The organism is Zunongwangia sp. L-65 (assembly GCF_056859415.1).
In genome coordinates this window covers 1-17,766 of the sequence record NZ_JBSXOK010000049.1, presented here as the reverse complement: position 1 = coordinate 17,766, position 17,766 = coordinate 1, and the positions used below count along the sequence as shown (strand labels likewise).

15 protein-coding genes are annotated in these 17,766 nt (G+C 36.3%); 11 read left to right on the top strand and 4 right to left on the bottom strand.

All coding sequences use genetic code 11. The features are described from left to right. Positions 1 to 20 precede the first annotated feature (20 nt). The 7 genes from rplQ (at position 21) to ctlX (ending at position 8,566) form a co-directional block, all read left to right on the top strand. The gene (rplQ, locus tag AC13DP_RS06280; protein WP_013073239.1) at positions 21 to 515 is read left to right on the top strand and encodes a 50S ribosomal protein L17; all 495 of its coding nucleotides are present in this window, start codon (positions 21 to 23) and stop codon (positions 513 to 515) included. A 120-nt stretch (positions 516 to 635) separates the two neighbouring features. Continuing rightward, on the top strand, positions 636 to 1,748 hold the full coding sequence (gene carA / locus AC13DP_RS06275) for a glutamine-hydrolyzing carbamoyl-phosphate synthase small subunit (RefSeq protein WP_013073238.1): 1,113 nt from the start codon (positions 636 to 638) through the stop codon (positions 1,746 to 1,748). A 496-nt stretch (positions 1,749 to 2,244) separates the two neighbouring features. Beyond that, positions 2,245 to 3,534, top strand: a complete 1,290-nt coding sequence (eno, locus tag AC13DP_RS06270) for a phosphopyruvate hydratase (protein WP_013073237.1) — start codon at positions 2,245 to 2,247, stop codon at positions 3,532 to 3,534. Between the two features lie 151 nt (positions 3,535 to 3,685). Next, a complete protein-coding gene (locus AC13DP_RS06265; protein WP_013073236.1) occupies positions 3,686 to 5,227 on the top strand; it encodes a glycogen synthase in 1,542 nt (513 codons plus the stop codon). 137 nt (positions 5,228 to 5,364) lie between these two features. After that, positions 5,365 to 6,648, top strand: coding sequence for a citrate synthase (locus AC13DP_RS06260; protein WP_013073235.1), 1,284 nt, complete (start codon positions 5,365 to 5,367; stop codon positions 6,646 to 6,648). A gap of 78 nt (positions 6,649 to 6,726) precedes the next feature. After that, a complete protein-coding gene (locus tag AC13DP_RS06255) occupies positions 6,727 to 7,638 on the top strand; it encodes a dimethylarginine dimethylaminohydrolase family protein (RefSeq protein WP_483067448.1) in 912 nt (303 codons plus the stop codon). Between the two features lies 1 nt (position 7,639). Beyond that, positions 7,640 to 8,566, top strand: a complete 927-nt coding sequence (gene ctlX, locus AC13DP_RS06250) for a citrulline utilization hydrolase CtlX (RefSeq protein ID WP_347406986.1) — start codon at positions 7,640 to 7,642, stop codon at positions 8,564 to 8,566. Here the strand turns inward: ctlX and AC13DP_RS06245 are convergent. Beyond that, entirely contained in the window at positions 8,563 to 10,092 is a 1,530-nt protein-coding gene (locus AC13DP_RS06245) for a BCCT family transporter (protein WP_347406985.1), read from the bottom strand. The genes ctlX and AC13DP_RS06245 overlap by 4 nt on opposite strands. Next, positions 10,055 to 11,500 carry an SDR family oxidoreductase gene (locus tag AC13DP_RS06240; RefSeq protein ID WP_347406984.1) on the bottom strand — a complete coding sequence of 482 codons (1,446 nt, stop codon included), beginning with the start codon at positions 11,498 to 11,500 and terminating at the stop codon, positions 10,055 to 10,057. Before AC13DP_RS06240 ends, AC13DP_RS06245 begins: the two co-directional genes overlap by 38 nt. 83 nt (positions 11,501 to 11,583) lie before the next feature. On the opposite strand from AC13DP_RS06240, the gene AC13DP_RS06235 reads away from it, so the two are divergent. Continuing rightward, positions 11,584 to 11,787, top strand: a complete 204-nt coding sequence (locus tag AC13DP_RS06235) for a hypothetical protein (protein WP_228250318.1) — start codon at positions 11,584 to 11,586, stop codon at positions 11,785 to 11,787. Positions 11,788 to 11,793: 6 nt separating this feature from the next. Here AC13DP_RS06235 and AC13DP_RS06230 read toward each other — a convergent pair whose 3' ends face one another. Both AC13DP_RS06230 and AC13DP_RS06225 read right to left on the bottom strand, forming a co-directional pair. Then, positions 11,794 to 12,429 carry a MarC family protein gene (locus AC13DP_RS06230; RefSeq protein WP_013073229.1) on the bottom strand — a complete coding sequence of 212 codons (636 nt, stop codon included), beginning with the start codon at positions 12,427 to 12,429 and terminating at the stop codon, positions 11,794 to 11,796. 174 nt (positions 12,430 to 12,603) lie between these two features. Next, positions 12,604 to 13,029 carry a hypothetical protein gene (locus AC13DP_RS06225; protein ID WP_347406983.1) on the bottom strand — a complete coding sequence of 142 codons (426 nt, stop codon included), beginning with the start codon at positions 13,027 to 13,029 and terminating at the stop codon, positions 12,604 to 12,606. A gap of 261 nt (positions 13,030 to 13,290) precedes the next feature. On the opposite strand from AC13DP_RS06225, the gene argS reads away from it, so the two are divergent. The 3 genes from argS (at position 13,291) to AC13DP_RS06210 (ending at position 17,584) form a co-directional block, all read left to right on the top strand. Further along, entirely contained in the window at positions 13,291 to 15,069 is a 1,779-nt protein-coding gene (gene argS / locus AC13DP_RS06220) for an arginine--tRNA ligase (protein ID WP_347407026.1), read from the top strand. 204 nt (positions 15,070 to 15,273) lie between these two features. Then, positions 15,274 to 16,602 (top strand): signal recognition particle protein, encoded by a 1,329-nt coding sequence (ffh, locus tag AC13DP_RS06215; protein ID WP_347406982.1) that lies wholly within the window; start codon positions 15,274 to 15,276, stop codon positions 16,600 to 16,602. A gap of 88 nt (positions 16,603 to 16,690) precedes the next feature. Further along, positions 16,691 to 17,584, top strand: a complete 894-nt coding sequence (locus AC13DP_RS06210) for a bifunctional 5,10-methylenetetrahydrofolate dehydrogenase/5,10-methenyltetrahydrofolate cyclohydrolase (protein ID WP_013073225.1) — start codon at positions 16,691 to 16,693, stop codon at positions 17,582 to 17,584. Positions 17,585 to 17,766: the final 182 nt, after the last annotated feature.

The following is a 17,766-nucleotide window of genomic DNA, read 5'->3' as shown; positions in this document are numbered from 1 at the left end:
TTACTCTAAAAAGAATAGTAATGAGACACGGAAAGAAAATAAATCATTTAGGTAGAAAGACCGCTCATCGTAAGTCGATGTTGGCAAATATGGGGTCTTCACTAATTGAGCATAAACGCATTAACACTACTGTGGCTAAAGCAAAAGCTTTAAAAGTTTTTATCGAGCCATTGGTAACTAAGTCTAAAGAAGATACTACACATAATAGAAGAATCGTTTTCAGTAAACTTCGTGATAAGTATGCTGTAAGTGAATTATTTCGTGAAGTAGCTCCTAAAGTAGGAGATCGTCCAGGGGGTTATACCCGTATTATCAAATTGGGTAATCGTTTAGGGGATAACGCTGATATGGCGATGATCGAGCTAGTAGACTTTAACGAAACATATAACGTTAATAAGCCTGCTAAAAAGAAATCAACTCGTAGAGCTGGTAAAAAGACTAATGCTGAAACTGCTGAGGCTCCTAAAGCTGAAGAAAAGAAGCAGGAAGAAAAAGACGATAAAAAAGAAGAGTAAATGATTCTTTACTATCAATAATTTTTAAAAGGATAAACTCACCGGGTTTGTCCTTTTTTTATATCTAATAAGTATACATTTTTAATATTCCTTAAATTTAGGTCGTATTATTTTTTTAGTATGAAATATCAAACAAGAAAAAAAGCTATCATTTTATTAGCAGACGGAACCATTTTTCATGGCAAATTGGTGGGAACCAAAGAAGGTAGTGCTGTTGGTGAAGTGTGTTTTAATACTGGAATGACTGGTTATCAGGAGATTTTTACAGATCCATCGTATTTTGGCCAGTTAATGGTAACAACTAACGCGCACATTGGTAATTATGGAACAAGTGAAGAAGAAAATGAATCTGATGGAGCCAAAATTGCCGGTTTAATTTGCAAAAATTTTAGTTATGACCAATCAAGACCAGCAGCAGATCAAACCTTGGAAGCATTCCTAGAGGACAATAATTTGTTTGCTATTTCTGATGTGGATACACGCGCTTTAGTGACATATATTCGTGAAAATGGAGCAATGAACGCAATTATTTCTACAGATGTGGATAATATTGCAGGATTAAAAGCTCAATTAGCTGAAGTACCTGATATGAATGGCCTTGAGCTGGCATCTAAAGTTTCTACTAAAGAAGCCTATTATTTTGGTAATGAAAATGCTACCTATAAAGTCGCTGCTTTAGATGTAGGTATTAAAAGAAATATTCTAAGAAATCTGGCCCAACGCGATGTTTACGTAAAAGTATTTCCTTATGATGCCAGTTATGAAGAAATGAGTGAATGGAATCCAGATGGCTTTTTCTTATCAAACGGACCGGGAGATCCGCAACCGCTAAAAGGAGCTATTCAATTGGCTAAAGATATTATAGAGAAAGATCATCCATTATTTGGAATTTGTCTTGGCCATCAAATTATTGCTTTGGCAAATGGAATCCCTACCTATAAAATGCATCATGGGCATAGAGGGATTAATCATCCTGTTAAGAATTTAAAAACAGGTAAAGGGGAGATTACTTCACAAAATCACGGTTTTGCTGTAGATAAGGCTGCTACAGAAGCTCATCCGGATGTAGAGATCACCCATATTTGTTTAAATGATGATACTGTAGGCGGACTGCAAATGACGAATAAAAACTGTTTTTCTGTGCAGTACCATCCAGAAGCCAGTCCTGGCCCACACGATGCCAGTTATTTGTTCGATGAATTTATCGATCGTATTAAGCAGGTAAAAGTTTAATTTGGCTAATAATTTAGATTTAATGCTGCTTTCCGATAGCTTTAGAGATGCTTCTAAATAAAAAGAATCGAACAAATGTAAATGTCTTATGGATATGCCACGAGCTATTTTACTTACAAGCCGGAATAATTCCGGCTTTTTTCTTTCAGTACATATTTATATCTTATAACGTTGATATAATAATTATTCTTTAGTATATATCTTAAAGGCATGCTTCGAAGGGGTGAATGATTTTCCATTTTATTAAATCTCGCAACCTCTTTTTGATTTTTTAAATATTTGTTTCTAATAACTCTTAGGAGTATCCGAGAAATAAGTAAGCAGAATCTACTCTTTTTTTCTAAAGTTAAGAGATTGCTACTAGAAGATAAAGAATCTTGTTTTATCGAAAACGTTTTAGGTAAAATACTTGTTATATTATAAATTATTCCTCGTTTTTTTATCGCTGTATTTGTATCTTGCAGACTAATCAATTAATTAAATTATAATACAGACTATGAGTGCTATAGTAAATATTCATGCACGTCAAATTTTTGACTCCAGAGGTAACCCAACAGTTGAAGTAGATGTAATCACAGAAAACGGAATATTAGGAAGGGCAGCTGTTCCTTCTGGAGCTTCTACAGGCGAGCATGAGGCTGTAGAACTTCGCGATGGTGGAAAAGACTTTATGGGTAAAGGTGTTCTTACCGCTGTTGAAAATGTAAATTCTAAAATTGCAGAACAACTTTTAGGATATTCAGTTTTTGAACAAAATTTAATCGACCAGGCAATGATCGATTTAGATGGTACTTCGAATAAATCCAAACTGGGAGCTAATGCAATTTTAGGTGTTTCTCTTGCGGTTGCAAAGGCGGCTGCTAACGAACTTGGTCTTCCATTGTATCGTTATGTTGGCGGTGTGAGTGCTAATACACTTCCTGTGCCAATGATGAACATTATTAACGGGGGGTCTCACAGTGATGCTCCTATCGCTTTTCAGGAATTTATGATTATGCCGGTTAAAGCGGCAAGTTTTTCTGAAGCAATAAAAATGGGAACCGAAATTTTCCATAATCTTAAGAAAGTATTACATGACAGAGGCTTAAGTACTGCTGTAGGTGACGAAGGAGGATTTGCTCCAACTTTAGACGGAACTGAAGATGCCTTGGAGACAATTTTGAAGGCTATTGAAAAAGCTGGTTACAAAGGTGGAGATGAAGTGATGATCGCTTTAGATTGTGCAGCTGCTGAATTCTATGAGGATGGTAAATATAACTACGCTAAATTCGAAGGAGATAAAGGTGTGGTTCGTACTAGTGAAGAACAAGCTCAATATCTTGCTGAATTAGCTTCTAAATATCCAATCATTTCTATAGAAGACGGTATGGATGAAAATGACTGGGATGGATGGAAAGCACTTACTGATAAGATTGGAGATAAAGTGCAGTTAGTAGGGGATGATCTTTATGTAACTAACGTAGAGCGTTTATCAAGAGGTATCAAAGAAGGGATTGCAAATTCAATCCTAATTAAAGTAAATCAGATTGGTACATTAACCGAAACAATTGCTGCTGTAAATATGGCCCACAACGCTGGTTATACCTCAGTAATGTCCCACCGTTCTGGTGAAACAGAAGATAATACTATCGCAGATTTGGCAGTAGCCTTAAATACAGGGCAAATAAAAACCGGTTCTGCTTCAAGAAGTGATCGTATGGCAAAATACAATCAGTTAATTAGAATTGAAGAAGAATTAGGAAGTGTTGCTTATTTTCCAAAAGATAAAGCTTTTAAAGTGAAATAAGAATTTATTTACATAATTATATATTATAGAGCCTTTCATTAATTTGAAAGGCTTTTTTATTTTAATTTAATATTCCTTTAATTAAATGTTTGAAGATTAATAATTAACTTTTGCCTATTAAATGTTCTAACCTAATCCTAACCAGATTTTCATGCATAATTTCCTATTTGTAGCTTCAGAGAATGATGCTATTCCCCATTGCAAAGCAGGAGGCATGGGTGACGTAATACGTGATGTACCCAGGCAGATTTCTCAAAAAGGAGATACTGTTCATGTAGTAGTTCCTTCTTATTCCAGACTACATCAAAATGCAAAATTTATTTCTGATTTATCTTTTAGCCTTCGAGGCCTAGAGTATGTTGCAGAAATTTATGAAGTTAAGCCCAAAAAAGATTTTTCTGGGATTACTCATTACGTAATACACCATCCCGAGATCCAGGCTGGTGATATAGCCCATATTTATCATAATGACCTAAATGAGCCTTTTTATACAGATGCGATAAAATATTTTATTTTTTGTACTGCTGTAGCTCAGGCGGTTAAAACTAATATTTTTGGTGATCTGGATGTTATTCATCTGCATGATTGGCATGCCAGTATGGTTTTATTTTTAAGACGATATCATAAAGAATATGCCTGCCTTAAAAATATTCGTGTGATCTATAGCATACATAATCTGGCCATTCAGGGAATTCGCCCATTTGAAAATAATTATTCTTCTGTGCGTAATTTTTTCCCCGATGTGGATTTTAATTACGATGAGCTTAAAGATCGTCGTTATCAGGATTGTATAAACATGATGGCATTAGGGATTCGTTTTTCCGATGCAGTTCATACGGTTTCTCCTAGTTATAAGAATGATGTGCTTTATCCCAGTAATCCACCAGAATTTATTGGAGGGGAAGGTTTGGAGGAAGATTTAAATCAGGCAGATCGTGAGGGAAGATTTATTGGGATCCTCAACGGTTGTAATTATAGAAATATTCGAAGAGCTCGAAAAAATAATCTTTATTTCAATATAGCTTCAGCAATATTTGAATGGTTACAACAGGAATCTAAAAAATATAAGTCTGATTTTTTAGCACATACAGGAGAGAAAGTAATGCCCTATTTGAAAAGAAAACCGGATTTTGTGTGCTCTAGTGTAGCCAGACTTACCGAACAAAAGTTTTATTTCTTTAAACGTTCACCAGAAGCTTTTTTAGAAATTCTGGATTTATTGGCAGAGGTGAATGGGATTTTTATTCTGCTAGGTACAGGAGCACCAGAGTACGAAGAGCTATTAAGAAAAATAAGCCACGAAAAGAAAAACTTTTTATTCATAAATGGACAGAGCGAGGATGTAATCGATAGTATTTATCTGGAAACAAACCTTTATTTTATGCCCAGTTTGTTTGAGCCTTGCGGTATTAGCCAAATGCTTGCTATGCGTAATGGTCATCCCTGTTTAGTGCACCATACAGGAGGTTTAATAGATACCGTAAGGCACTTGGAAACCGGTTTTGTGTTTGATGGTAATAGTTACGATAAAAAAGTAAGGAATATGGTAGATTCATTTAAGCATGTTTTAAATATGTTTTTTGAAGATAAAACCAAATGGCGACTAATCGAAAAAAATGCAAAAAAGGAACGCTTTACATGGGAGAAATCAGTTGATGATTATTACAAATCATTATACAAATTACCAGCATAAAAGATTCTTATATATAAATAGCCAAAATCTCTTGAAACCCCTGTTAATAATAGTATAATTGCTTGGTTTTAATTGAATAGAAGCTTAGATTTTATTAAATTCGCAAACGATTAATTTAAATTTTGTAATTCAACACAATGTCAGATAAAGCTATATTAGAATATCAGGGAAAAAAATATGAGTTTCCAGTAACAGAGGGAACCGAAGGTGAACTGGGTATTAATATTAAAACCCTTCGATCTGAAGCTGGAATGATAACTTTAGACCGTGGTTACAAAAACACAGGTAGTTGTGAAAGTGCCATCACTTTTTTAGACGGTGAAAAAGGAATATTAAGATATAGAGGTTACGCAATCGAAGAACTTGCTGAAAAAGCAGATTTTCTTGAAGTAGCTTATCTTTTAATTTTCGGTGAATTACCTAATAAAGCACAGTTAGATAAATTCTATGGGGATATTAAGGATCAGTCTGAGGTAGATGAAGAAATGAAGAAGATTTTGGACGGTTTTCCAAAATCAGCTCATCCAATGGGCGTACTTTCCTCTTTAACCAGTGCCTTAATTGCTTTTAATCCCTCTTCAGTAAACGTAGATTCTGAAGAAGATATGTATAAAGCTATAGTGAAGATTCTTGGTAAATTTCCAGTGCTTGTGTCCTGGACATTACGAAAGAAAAATAGTCTTCCACTTAACTATGGAGATGATTCATTAGGTTATGTAGAAAACCTACATAAAATGATGTTTGAAAAACCTGGTAAAAAATATAGCGTAGACAAGTCTGTTATAGAGGCTTTAGATAAACTACTAATTCTTCATGCAGATCATGAACAAAACTGTTCAGCGTCTACAGTAAGAATGGTAGGTTCTTCTCATGCAGGTCTGTTTGCTTCAATTTCAGCTGGGATTTCTGCACTATGGGGGCCTCTTCATGGTGGCGCTAATCAGGCGGTGATTGAAATGCTTGAAGGAATTAAAGAAGATGGTGGCGATACGCATAAGTTTATGCAGAAAGCAAAGGATAAAGAGGATCCTTTCCGCTTAATGGGCTTTGGTCACCGTGTATACAAAAACTTCGATCCACGTGCTAAGATTATTAAAAAGTCTGCTGATGAAGTTCTTGGTGGATTAGGAATTGAAGATCCGGTTTTAGATATCGCCAAAGGTCTTGAGAAAGAAGCTTTAGAGGATGATTATTTTGTGAAAAGAAAGTTATACCCTAATGTAGACTTTTATTCAGGAATTATTTATAGAGCTTTAGGTATACCAGTAGAAATGTTTACGGTAATGTTTGCTTTAGGTCGTCTTCCCGGATGGATTGCACAGTGGAGAGAAATGAGACTTAAAAAGGAACCTATTGGAAGACCACGCCAGATTTATGTGGGTGAAAACCTTAGGGAGTTTAAACCAGTAAGTGAAAGATAAACTTTTCTTAATTATAAATCATTTAAAAAGCTCCATTATTAAATGGGGCTTTTTTTATATTTGAAAAAATTTTTAGTGATGCACTTAAAGATTAATAACGAAACTTCCAGGCTAAGAGCAGTTGTTTTAGGTACCGCTAAAAGTAATGGTGGGCCGCCAAAACTGAATGAAGCTTACGATCCAAAATCTATAGAACATATTAAAGCAGGTACATACCCGCAAGAAGAAGATATGGTGAGAGAAATGGAAGCCGTAGCTGCTGTTTTAAAGAAGTATGAAGTAGAAGTTTTTAGACCTCAGGTTATAGAAAATTATAACCAGATTTTTACTAGGGATATTGCATTTGTTATCGAGGATAAATTTGTTAAAGCCAATATATTGCCAGATCGGGAAAAAGAAATAAAGGCCATACAGCATGTTGTTGATCAGATTGATCCTGATAAAATCATAAAACTTCCTGAAGACGCTCATATAGAAGGAGGGGATGTTATGCCATTTGGAGATTATATTCTGGTGGGAACGTATACGGGTGAAGATTATTCAAATTATATTACAGCAAGAACGAATGTTCATGCAGTAAATGCGCTTCAACAGTTATTTCCTAATAAAAAAGTAGTGCCTTTCAACCTTAAGAAAAGTAATCAAGATCCTAAAGAAAATGCACTGCACCTGGATTGTTGTTTTCAACCGGTAGGAAAAGACAAGGCAATTATATATAAAGGTGGATTTTTAGATTCCAAGGAATATCAGTGGTTAGTACATCTTTTTGGAGAAAAAAATGTTTTTGAAATCACCAAAGACGAAATGTACAATATGAACTCAAACATATTTTCTATTTCTGAAGATGTAGTGATTTCCGAAGAAAAATTTACTCGTTTAAATAATTGGCTGCGCTCTCACGGGATTACCGTCGAGGAAGTTCCGTATTCACAAATAGCAAAACAAGAAGGTTTATTGCGTTGTTCAACCTTACCATTAATTAGAGATTAATATGAATCAGATAACAGATACCGTTTTAATGGTACGCCCGGTAGCATTTAGAATGAATGAAGAAACGGCGGTAAACAATTATTTTCAGAAAAATCTAAAAGGCAAAGACGTAAACAAAGAAGCTCAGGCCGAATTTGATGCGTTTGTAAAAAAACTTAAAAGCGTAGGTGTAAAGGTGGTGGTTGTAGATGATGTAGCTGATGATAATACGCCAGATTCAATTTTCCCTAATAATTGGGTGTCCTTTCATGAAAATGGAGAAATTGCATTGTATCCAATGTTTGCTGAAAACCGAAGAAAAGAGCGTCGTTTAGATTATTTTGCGAATCTTGAGGAAGAAGGCTTTAAAATCACCAATATTGTAGATTATACCTCTGCAGAAGATGATGATATTTTTCTGGAAGGAACCGGAAGCTTAATCTTAGATCGTGAAAACGAAAAAGCATATTGCGCCTTATCTCCAAGAGCCGATGAAGATCTTTTAATAGAATTTTGTGAGGACTTTGAGTTTACTCCGGTAATTTTTAATGCTTACCAAACTGTAGAAGGGAAACGAAAGCAAATTTACCATACCAATGTCATGATGTGTGTGGCTGAGGAGTTTGCGGTAATCTGTTTGGATAGCATTGACGATGCGAAAGAGCGTAAAAATCTATTAAAGCATTTAAAGCAGGATAAAAAAGAACTAATTGTGATTTCTGAAGAGCAAATGCACGAGTTTGCAGGTAATATGTTACAAGTTCGGGGTGCTTTTGATAAGAAATATTTGGTGATGAGCGAGCGAGCGCACCAAAGTTTAACACCAGATCAGGTAGCGAAGATCGAGAAGCATTCAGAAATTTTGAGCAGTGATCTTAATGTGATCGAGACCTGTGGTGGCGGTAGCGCCCGATGTATGCTTGCAGAGGTTTTTTTGCCTAAAGCTTAATGTTTCTTTCTAATTTCGATAACAAATAGGAGCATCATTAGTGCTGTAAAAATAGCGAAGGGAAGAGAACCGATGATTAGGAATTTTTGCATGGCGTCTAGCACATCGCTTTCTGGTTTTACGTTTCCTAAAAGAATAATCGCTTCAGAAAAAATAAGAATTAATGCCGCCCAAACAAGGCGGTATTTCTTTTTAGGGTTTTCATTGCCCTTATCGCTAAACATGCTTAACACATAAATCGCAGAATCTACTGAAGTGACCAAAAAGCTGATCAGTAATAAAACGGTCACAATATTTGTAAAGTTAGAAAGCGGAAAAGACTCGAAGAATTTAAAAACCGAAGTGAATACATCGCTAAATTCCCCATTGTAAGCAGCCATGTTTTCTATAATCTCAAATGACGATGTGCCAAAAACACTAAACCATAGAAAGCTCCCTAAAGAAGGCAAGATTAAAACACCCAATATCATTTCACGTATACTTCGGCCTTGAGAAATTCTGGCAATAAAAATACCAGTAAATGGTGCCCAGGCTAGCCAAAATGCCCAATAATAATAGGTCCAGTCGGTTAAAAATTGTTTTCCCGGATTAAAATCACCTATGGCTAAACTCAGCTGAAAAAAGTCTTTGAGGTAATACCAGGTGGCGGTTAAAAATTGTGTAAATATTTCTATGATATCATTTTGAACAAAAACGAAAATCAATAGTGCTACGGTGATATAAATATTCCAGTTAGAGATTCGTTTAATCCCCTTTTCTACTCCAGAGTATGCCGAAATAAAGGCCAGTAAACAAATAAGAAAAACGAGACTGATCACTATCCAAAGTGTGCCCGGCTCTCGATCTGAAAGATGACTAATACCGCCTTCAATTTGCGTGGTTCCCAGTCCAATTGCGGCAACCAGACCAAAAACTGTGGTCAAAATCGTTAAAAGATCGATACTTTGCGGGATTCCCTTTATTTTTTTTAGTTGAGGTAAACTGGTACCAAGTAGAATATTATTTTTTCTGATAAATAAAGAATAGCCAATAAAAAGTGCGAATATTCCGTAGAATGCCCAGGCCGTAAATCCCCATTGATAAAAAGTAAACTCTAAGGCGATAATATCGTTGGGGTAACCGGTTTTTAAAGGCGGATTTTGAAACATAAAAACGGGTTCTTGTACTGCCCTAAGTAAGATTCCCGCGCCCATGCCGGCACTATAAAGCATCGCAATCCAGGAAAGCCTATCAAACTGCGGGGGTGAACTTCCTAAGTGTATGCTCCCGTATTTTGAAAAAGCAATAAAGAGCAGAAAAACCACACAGGCCAATCCAAGCCATAAATAAAATTCGCCAAAAATTTCTCTTACCCATATGGATGCCGTGTCGATGAAAGCATAAAATTCAGTAGTAAAAGAAAATATAATAATAGAAAAAATAAATAAAACCAGTGCCGCGCTATAGAAAAGCGCATTGTTTTTAATATCGGTATTGAACTTTTTTAAGTTAATTAGTGCGCTGTTTTTTAGGTTTGGAATTGGCAATTTTTGTAATCATACCCTCAAATATAAAATAATGAAATGGATACATAGAATACCAGTACATTCTCCCTAGTAAGCCTTTAGGTCTAAAAGTTGCGGTTTGATGTACGATGTTATCTTTATCGATACAAAACTCTAGCCAGGCTTCACCCGGTACTTTCATTTCAGCAAAAAGGAGTAAACGCTTTTCTTCTTTATCTGCTAAAAGAACACGCCAAAAATCCAGGGAATCACCAGGAGCAAGTTCTGTGGGATGGGTGCGTCCTCGGCGTAAACCAACACCACCGGCAATTTTATCCAGAAGGCCTCTTATTTTCCAGAGCCAGTTTCCATAATACCAGCCGTTAAGTCCGCCAATAGACCAGATTCGTTTTAAGGCTTCTTCAGGGTTACTGGTTTTCTTTTGTTGTTTGTCCATCAGGCAACCATAGGTAGGGACTTTGATATACTTATTGAGTTCTTTTTTAAATCGTCCACTACTTAATGAATCTTTCCAACTCGATATGACCTGGTTTTGTTCAATTTTATAAAACGCCATTTCTATGGCTTCCTTATAAGAAATGGTCTCGATATTTAAAATTCTAGCTAATTTATCATCTCTGGCGATGACTTCAACCTCCATGCTATCCACAAGATTTTGTGCTAGCTTGTAAGAAGTTGAGGTGACAAAATACAACCAGTAGGAAGAAAGCTTAGGAGACATCACCGGAACATTAAAGATCCAGATCTTTAGGCCGCGAATTTCAGCGTATTTCTCCATCATTTCTTTATAACTCAGAATATCCGGACCTCCAATATCAAAAGATTGGTCATAGCATTCTTCGTGACCAATAACACCGGTCAAAAACTTAATTACATCTCTAATTGCAGTAGGTTGGCATTTAGTGCTAACCCATTGCGGTGTGATCATAACGGGTAATTTTTCACACAGGTCTCTTATAATTTCAAAAGAAGAACTACCAGAACCTACAATAATTGCAGCGCGTAAAACGGTTAGGTGGAAATCACCTTTATATAAAGCGTCCTCAACTGCTTTACGTGATTTTAAATGTTTAGAAAGTTTATCCTGATTCACCATTCCGCTTAGGTAAATAACCTGTTTTACGCTGGTATGACTCATCAATTTATTAAAGTTATTAGCCGCTTCAGCTTCCTGGCTATCAAAATCTTTGGTGTTTCCACTCATCGAATGAATCAGGTAGTAGGCAATATCAATATTCTTGATTTTTTCGGGAGTTTCGGACAGCTCTAAAAAATCGATTTCAACAATCTCTACCTGATCGATTAATTCTTTACTCGAAAACCGGTTTTTATTGCGAACGGCGCAAACTACTTCGTGACCCTGCTCTAAAAGTTCTGGGAGTAATCGCATGCCTATATAGCCATTGGCGCCGGTAAGTAAGATTCGCATAAAGCAGTTTTCTTTTAAAATTTATATTCTCAAATTAGTATATTAATTGCTACCTTACCTTATGATTAATAAAATTTTATAAAATGAATAACGTGCTGAAAATCTCACTTTTAGTAATAGGCATAGCACTTGTAGGATATGGTTTGTATACCTTAATTTCCCCAGAAGTTTCTTTAGAAGCCGGTCCCATTACTGTTGAAGCACAAGGCGATAATACCCAATCCTATGCCATGATGGGTTTTGGATTGTTGGCGCTTATTGCCGGTCTGGCTTTTGGTAAACGTTAAACAATATTACTGGTGACTGAAGGTAATCCCTAAAACCGTCATTACAGAGGAGCTGATATATTCTATCCCGATCGCGATCACAATAAATCCAATAATTCTTGAAATGGCGTTTATCCCTGAAGCGCCTAAGAATTTAGCGATATAATGAGCGCTTTTAAGCATTAAAAAAGTAGACAGGCATACAGCAAAAATGGCTAATATCGTGATCAATTTTTCTGAAGTTAAGCTATAATCTTCGTACAGGCCTATTAAAAGTGAAATCGATCCCGGTCCTGCCAGCATTGGGATCGCAAGCGGAGTTAAAGATATTCCTTCTCGTTGTTGCGCATCATCCTTTACTCGTTCGTTCATTCCTTTATGTTTTGAGAAAGAACCGGTAAGCAAAGCAAAACCGGAAGTTACAATAATTAATCCCCCGGCAATGCGTAATGATTCGATACTGATCCCAAAGAATTGTAGAATATACCGACCACTAAAAAAGCAGATGGTAAGAATGACAAAAATATTAATAGCAGTTAAAAGCGAAGTTTTAGAGCGTTCTTTTGCAGTATCCTCTTTTGTTAAACCAACAAAAATTGGGATTGTGCCAAGCGGGTTGATCACCGAAAATAAAGCTGCAAAAACATAGATAAACAAATCCATAATTTTTTCGGCAAATATGCGCTAAGTGCAGTCACTGGAAATTAAATAAAAATTAGGCTTAGATTACCAAAAAGCAATGTCAAGCTATACAATGTTAAGCCAGTTTCAATAATCAATAAGTAAAAAATTAATTAACGATTAGTTTAAAATCGCAAAATGAGAACCATCTAGTTTTCAAAGATCATCAATACGGGTGGGGGCATTATCTTCTTTATAAGCGATAAGCTTTTTAAAAAATTTGTGCACATTGTCGTCTTTAGCTTCTACTTTAATAAAATAATGGTCCCGGTAAATCGAGTATTCTTCAGCTTTACCTTTATAGATTTTTAATTTCCAAAATGGAATTATCAATGCAAAAGTTTCTAAAATAGATCGAAACCTGACGATGATTCCGCCAGGTCGAATTTCGATGTTGCAGGTATTTCGGTTATTATCTAAAATAAGCAGGTTATGAATATCGATGCTTACAGAGGTGATAATGAGCCTTGGCGAGCCACTGCCTTTAAGTTTAAAACGATCTGCCAGCGTAAGTGTTTTGCCAACTTCACGATCTATTTTTTCTTTGATATCGGGATTGTTATAAGAAACATTCAGGAGCATTTTTTTCTTTTAAGATAAGAAACTTCTTTGAGTTAATGAATAAACATTGGGCTTTGATTGAAATATAAGGATTTACTATGCAAGCTTTAGCTTAAAGTTCAATTTCTGTTATCTTTGCAGCGTTTTTAATAAACTACTTTGGTAGTCCTGTGAATGCTTACTGATTATTGATAAATTTCAATTTTATCGATGTAAACAAGTATTAAACTTTTCAGGATTTAAAAATTTTAATCTCACGAAGTGAGTGAAAAACTAGAAATGATGAATATTCAGGAAATGCTGACTGGCTACGTAAAAGAAGCAGTGCAAAATATTTACGATGTAACTTTAGAAACGGTAGAATTTCAGCCAACAAGAAAAGACTTTGAAGGTGATGTTACCATAGTTTGCTTCCCTATGTTAAGGCAGGTAAAAACAAATCCCGTGAAACTAGGGGAAGATATTGGAAAATATCTTCAGGAAAATGTAACCATCGTTAGCCGTTTTAATGTTGTAAAGGGATTTTTGAATATCCTGCTAAACGATGCCTATTACCTGGATTTCTTCAACGAGATTAAAAACGATCCCGATTATGGTTTTGTAAAAGAGCTTGAAGATCCCAGAAAAATCATGGTAGAATATTCTTCGCCAAACACCAATAAACCACTCCATCTTGGTCATATTCGAAATAATTTATTAGGCTTTTCTGTAGCCGAAATTTTAGAAGCTGCCGGTAATGAAGTCTACAAAACCCAGATTATAAATGATCGTGGCATCCATATCTGTAAATCGATGCTCGCATGGCAACGCTTCGGAAATGGAGAAACACCAGAATCTACGGGTTTAAAAGGGGATAAGCTGGTTGGTAATTATTATGTGAAGTTCGATCAGGAGTATAAAGCTGAAATCGAAAAGTTAATAGCCGAAGGTAAATCTGAAAAAGAAGCAAAAGCTGAAGCTCCAATTTTAGTAGAAGCTAAAGAAATGCTTCGTAAATGGGAAGCTGGTGATGCAGAAGTAGTAAAACTTTGGAAAACCATGAATCAGTGGGTTTACGATGGTTTTGAAGAAACTTATAGCTCCCTTGGCGTAGATTTCGATAAAAATTATTACGAAAGTGATACCTATCTTTTAGGTAAAGATGTGGTGAACCAAGGTTTGGAAGACGGTGTTTTTTACCGAAAAGAAGACGGTAGCGTTTGGATCGATCTTACCGATGAAGGTTTGGATGAAAAGATCGTATTACGTAGTGATGGTACCGCAGTTTATATGACCCAGGATATAGGTACCGCTATACAACGAGTAGAAGATTTTGCCATAAACGGAATGGTGTACACCGTTGGGAATGAGCAGGACTACCACTTTAAAGTGTTATTCTTAATTCTTAAAAAACTAGGTTTTGCCTGGGCAGATTATTTATATCATTTAAGCTACGGGATGGTAGATCTACCTAGCGGAAAAATGAAAAGTAGGGAAGGAACCGTGGTGGATGCTGATGATCTTATTCAGGAAATGACGGAAACCGCCAGAACAATCTCAGAAGAATTAGGGAAATTAGATGGTTTAAGCGAAGAAGAAAAAGAAGAGCTCTATAAAATGATTGGTTTAGGAGCGCTTAAATACTATATTTTAAAAGTAGATCCTAAAAAACGAATCTTATTTAACCCAGAGGAATCGGTAGATTTTCAGGGGAATACTGGTCCGTTTATTCAGTATACCCACGCCAGGATTCAGTCGATATTAAGAAAAGCTGATTTTGAATACGAATCTCAACTGGTAAGCGAGTACGAACTTCAGGATAAAGAAAAAGAACTTATAAAACAAATTCAGCTGTATCCGGAAACAATCCTGTTAGCAGCCGAAAATCATAGTCCGGCATTAATAGCAAATTATACCTACGATTTAGTAAAAGAATTTAATTCCTTTTACCAAAATGTATCTATTCTTGGAGCCGAAAAGGATATGGAAAGACAATTAAGAACACAGCTTTCTAAAATGGTAGCCAATATCATTAAAAGTTCGTTTGGATTACTAGGCATCCAGGTACCCGATAGAATGTAGGCTGAAATTTTAAAATAGAACTAAAAAACAAGGGCTGAAATTGTACAATTTCAGCCCTTGTTTTTGATAGTTATTTGAAACTTTGGCATAAAATTAATTGAAAAGTAATTAGTCAGGATAAAAAACTTTTCACTTCACTACCAAATCATTAAATTTGCAAACCCGTTATCACAATGACGGAAATCTTAAACTACAGGAAAGCATATGTTTGATAATTTAAGTGATAAGTTAGATAGTGCCTTACATGTCTTAAAAGGGCATGGACAAATAACCGAAGTTAACGTTGCAGAAACCCTTAAAGAGGTGCGTCGCGCCCTTGTTGATGCCGATGTTAACTATAAAATCGCCAAGGAATTTACCAATACTGTAAAGGAAAAAGCTTTAGGACGGGACGTTTTAACAGCTTTAAAGCCAGGACAGTTAATGGTGAAACTGGTAAAAGATGAACTTACCGATCTTATGGGGGGTGAGGCAGCCGGTGTGAATCTTAGCGGTGATCCTTCGGTAATTTTAATGTCGGGTTTACAGGGTAGTGGTAAAACAACTTTTTCTGGTAAACTAGCTAACTATCTTAAAAATAAAAAAACGAAAAAACCGCTTTTAGTAGCCTGTGATGTGTACCGTCCTGCAGCGATCAATCAGTTGCATGTGGTAGGAGAGCAGATTGGCGTAGAAGTTTTTAGTGATGAAGGTAATCAGGATCCTGTGGCGATCTCTAAAGCTGCAATAGCGCATGCTAAAGAAAACGGACACAATGTGGTGATTATCGATACCGCGGGTCGTCTTGCTGTAGATGAAGCGATGATGACCGAAATTTCAAACATTCACACTGCTATCGAACCTCACGAAACTTTATTCGTGGTCGATTCGATGACTGGTCAGGATGCGGTAAATACGGCAAAAGCTTTCAACGATCGTTTGGATTTTGATGGAGTAATACTTACCAAATTAGATGGTGATACTCGTGGTGGTGCTGCGATTTCAATTAAATCTGTAGTAAATAAGCCTATAAAATTTATTGGTACCGGTGAGAAGATGGACGCAATCGATGTGTTCTATCCTTCTCGTATGGCCGATAGAATTTTAGGGATGGGAGATGTGGTGTCTCTTGTGGAGCGTGCGCAAGAACAATATGATGAAGAAGAAGCGAGAAAACTTCAAAAGAAAATCGCTAAAAATGCTTTTGGTTTTGATGATTTCTTAAAACAACTTCAGCAGATCAAGAAAATGGGATCTATGAAAGATCTTCTTGGAATGATTCCTGGCGCAGGTAAGATGCTTAAGGATGTTGATATCGATGATGATGCCTTTAAGGGAATTGAAGCGATTATTCACTCCATGACGCCAGATGAAAGAAGTACGCCAAAAATCATCAACTCCAGTAGAAAGAAAAGAATTGCAAAAGGTTCAGGGACTTCAGTTCAGGAAGTGAATCAGTTATTGAAGCAATTCAACCAGATGGGTAAAATGATGAAGATGATGCAGGGTGGCGGTGGTCGCCAGATGATGAACATGATGAAAGGAATGCGTTAGTTGTTCCCCCAACCCCAAAGGGGAGTTTTAATATGTAACTTAAACCTCCTACCCCTCGGGGAGGTCGGGAGGGGCTTATAATATAATAATGACAATTTTAGACGGTAAAAAAGTAAGTAACGATATCAAAAATGAGATTGCTACTGAAGTCGAAAAAATGAAGCAACGTGGTGAAAAAGTGCCACATCTTGCGGCTATCATCGTTGGTAATGATGGAGCAAGTAAAACTTACGTAAACAGTAAAGTGAAAGCCTGTGAAAGAGTAGGTTTTGAATCTTCTCTTTTTAGAATGTCTTCGACGATTAGTGAAATCGAACTTTTAGATAAGATTGAGGAGCTTAACCAAAATGATGATATTGATGGCTTTATCGTTCAATTGCCATTACCCCCTCAAATCGATACGCAAAAAGTTTTAAATGCAGTAGATCCAGATAAAGATGTGGATGGGTTTCATCCAACCAACTTTGGTAAAATGGCGTTGGATATGACGACTTTTATTCCGGCAACACCTTTTGGGATCTTAGAACTATTGGAACGTTACGATATTCCAACTAAAGGAAAACATACCGTGGTGATTGGTAGAAGTTATATCGTAGGCCGCCCAATGAGTATCTTGATGGGAAGAAGTGGTTTCCCTGGGAATTCGACAGTAACCCTAACCCATGAGTTTACCAAGAATATTACTCAAATTACTTCTCAGGCTGATATTATTATCATCGCTGTAGGTATTCCGGATTTCTTAAAAGGAGAAATGATTAAAGACGATGCTGTGATTATCGATGTAGGGATTACACGGGTGCCAGATGATAGTACTGAAAAAGGATACATTATTAAGGGGGATGTAGATTTTGAAAATGTAAGTAAACGAGCGTCCTATATCACTCCTGTTCCTGGCGGAGTAGGGCCAATGACGGTTTCTATGTTGCTAAAAAATACCTTACTGGCAAGGGAACGTCACCGTTTAAGAAAAAAAGAGAAATAAGATTACTTCTAAATTATATAAAAAAAGCCTCGCAAATTGCGCACTAGTGGTCGGAAGAAATTCCGGCCACTTTAAGTTTTAAATAATTTGTTGGGATCTCCTCCGGAAAAGGTCACTATCATTGCAATAATTAAATTCCTTACTTCCACTTTAAATCTTCTCTTGGCTGTTTTATAACCGAT

What these genes read in the sequence shown, in the direction of transcription:
- rplQ (WP_013073239.1), top strand. Translation starts at nt 21, where the DNA reads ATGAGACACGGAAAGAAAATAAATCATTTAGGTAGAAAGACCGCTCAT.
- carA (WP_013073238.1), top strand. Translation starts at nt 636, where the DNA reads ATGAAATATCAAACAAGAAAAAAAGCTATCATTTTATTAGCAGACGGA.
- eno (WP_013073237.1), top strand. Translation starts at nt 2,245, where the DNA reads ATGAGTGCTATAGTAAATATTCATGCACGTCAAATTTTTGACTCCAGA.
- AC13DP_RS06265 (WP_013073236.1), top strand. Translation starts at nt 3,686, where the DNA reads ATGCATAATTTCCTATTTGTAGCTTCAGAGAATGATGCTATTCCCCAT.
- AC13DP_RS06260 (WP_013073235.1), top strand. Translation starts at nt 5,365, where the DNA reads ATGTCAGATAAAGCTATATTAGAATATCAGGGAAAAAAATATGAGTTT.
- AC13DP_RS06255 (WP_483067448.1), top strand. Translation starts at nt 6,727, where the DNA reads ATGCACTTAAAGATTAATAACGAAACTTCCAGGCTAAGAGCAGTTGTT.
- ctlX (WP_347406986.1), top strand. Translation starts at nt 7,640, where the DNA reads ATGAATCAGATAACAGATACCGTTTTAATGGTACGCCCGGTAGCATTT.
- AC13DP_RS06240 (WP_347406984.1), bottom strand. Translation starts at nt 11,500, where the DNA reads ATGCGAATCTTACTTACCGGCGCCAATGGCTATATAGGCATGCGATTA.
- AC13DP_RS06235 (WP_228250318.1), top strand. Translation starts at nt 11,584, where the DNA reads ATGAATAACGTGCTGAAAATCTCACTTTTAGTAATAGGCATAGCACTT.
- AC13DP_RS06230 (WP_013073229.1), bottom strand. Translation starts at nt 12,429, where the DNA reads ATGGATTTGTTTATCTATGTTTTTGCAGCTTTATTTTCGGTGATCAAC.
- AC13DP_RS06225 (WP_347406983.1), bottom strand. Translation starts at nt 13,029, where the DNA reads ATGCTCCTGAATGTTTCTTATAACAATCCCGATATCAAAGAAAAAATA.
- argS (WP_347407026.1), top strand. Translation starts at nt 13,291, where the DNA reads ATGAATATTCAGGAAATGCTGACTGGCTACGTAAAAGAAGCAGTGCAA.
- ffh (WP_347406982.1), top strand. Translation starts at nt 15,274, where the DNA reads ATGTTTGATAATTTAAGTGATAAGTTAGATAGTGCCTTACATGTCTTA.
- AC13DP_RS06210 (WP_013073225.1), top strand. Translation starts at nt 16,691, where the DNA reads ATGACAATTTTAGACGGTAAAAAAGTAAGTAACGATATCAAAAATGAG.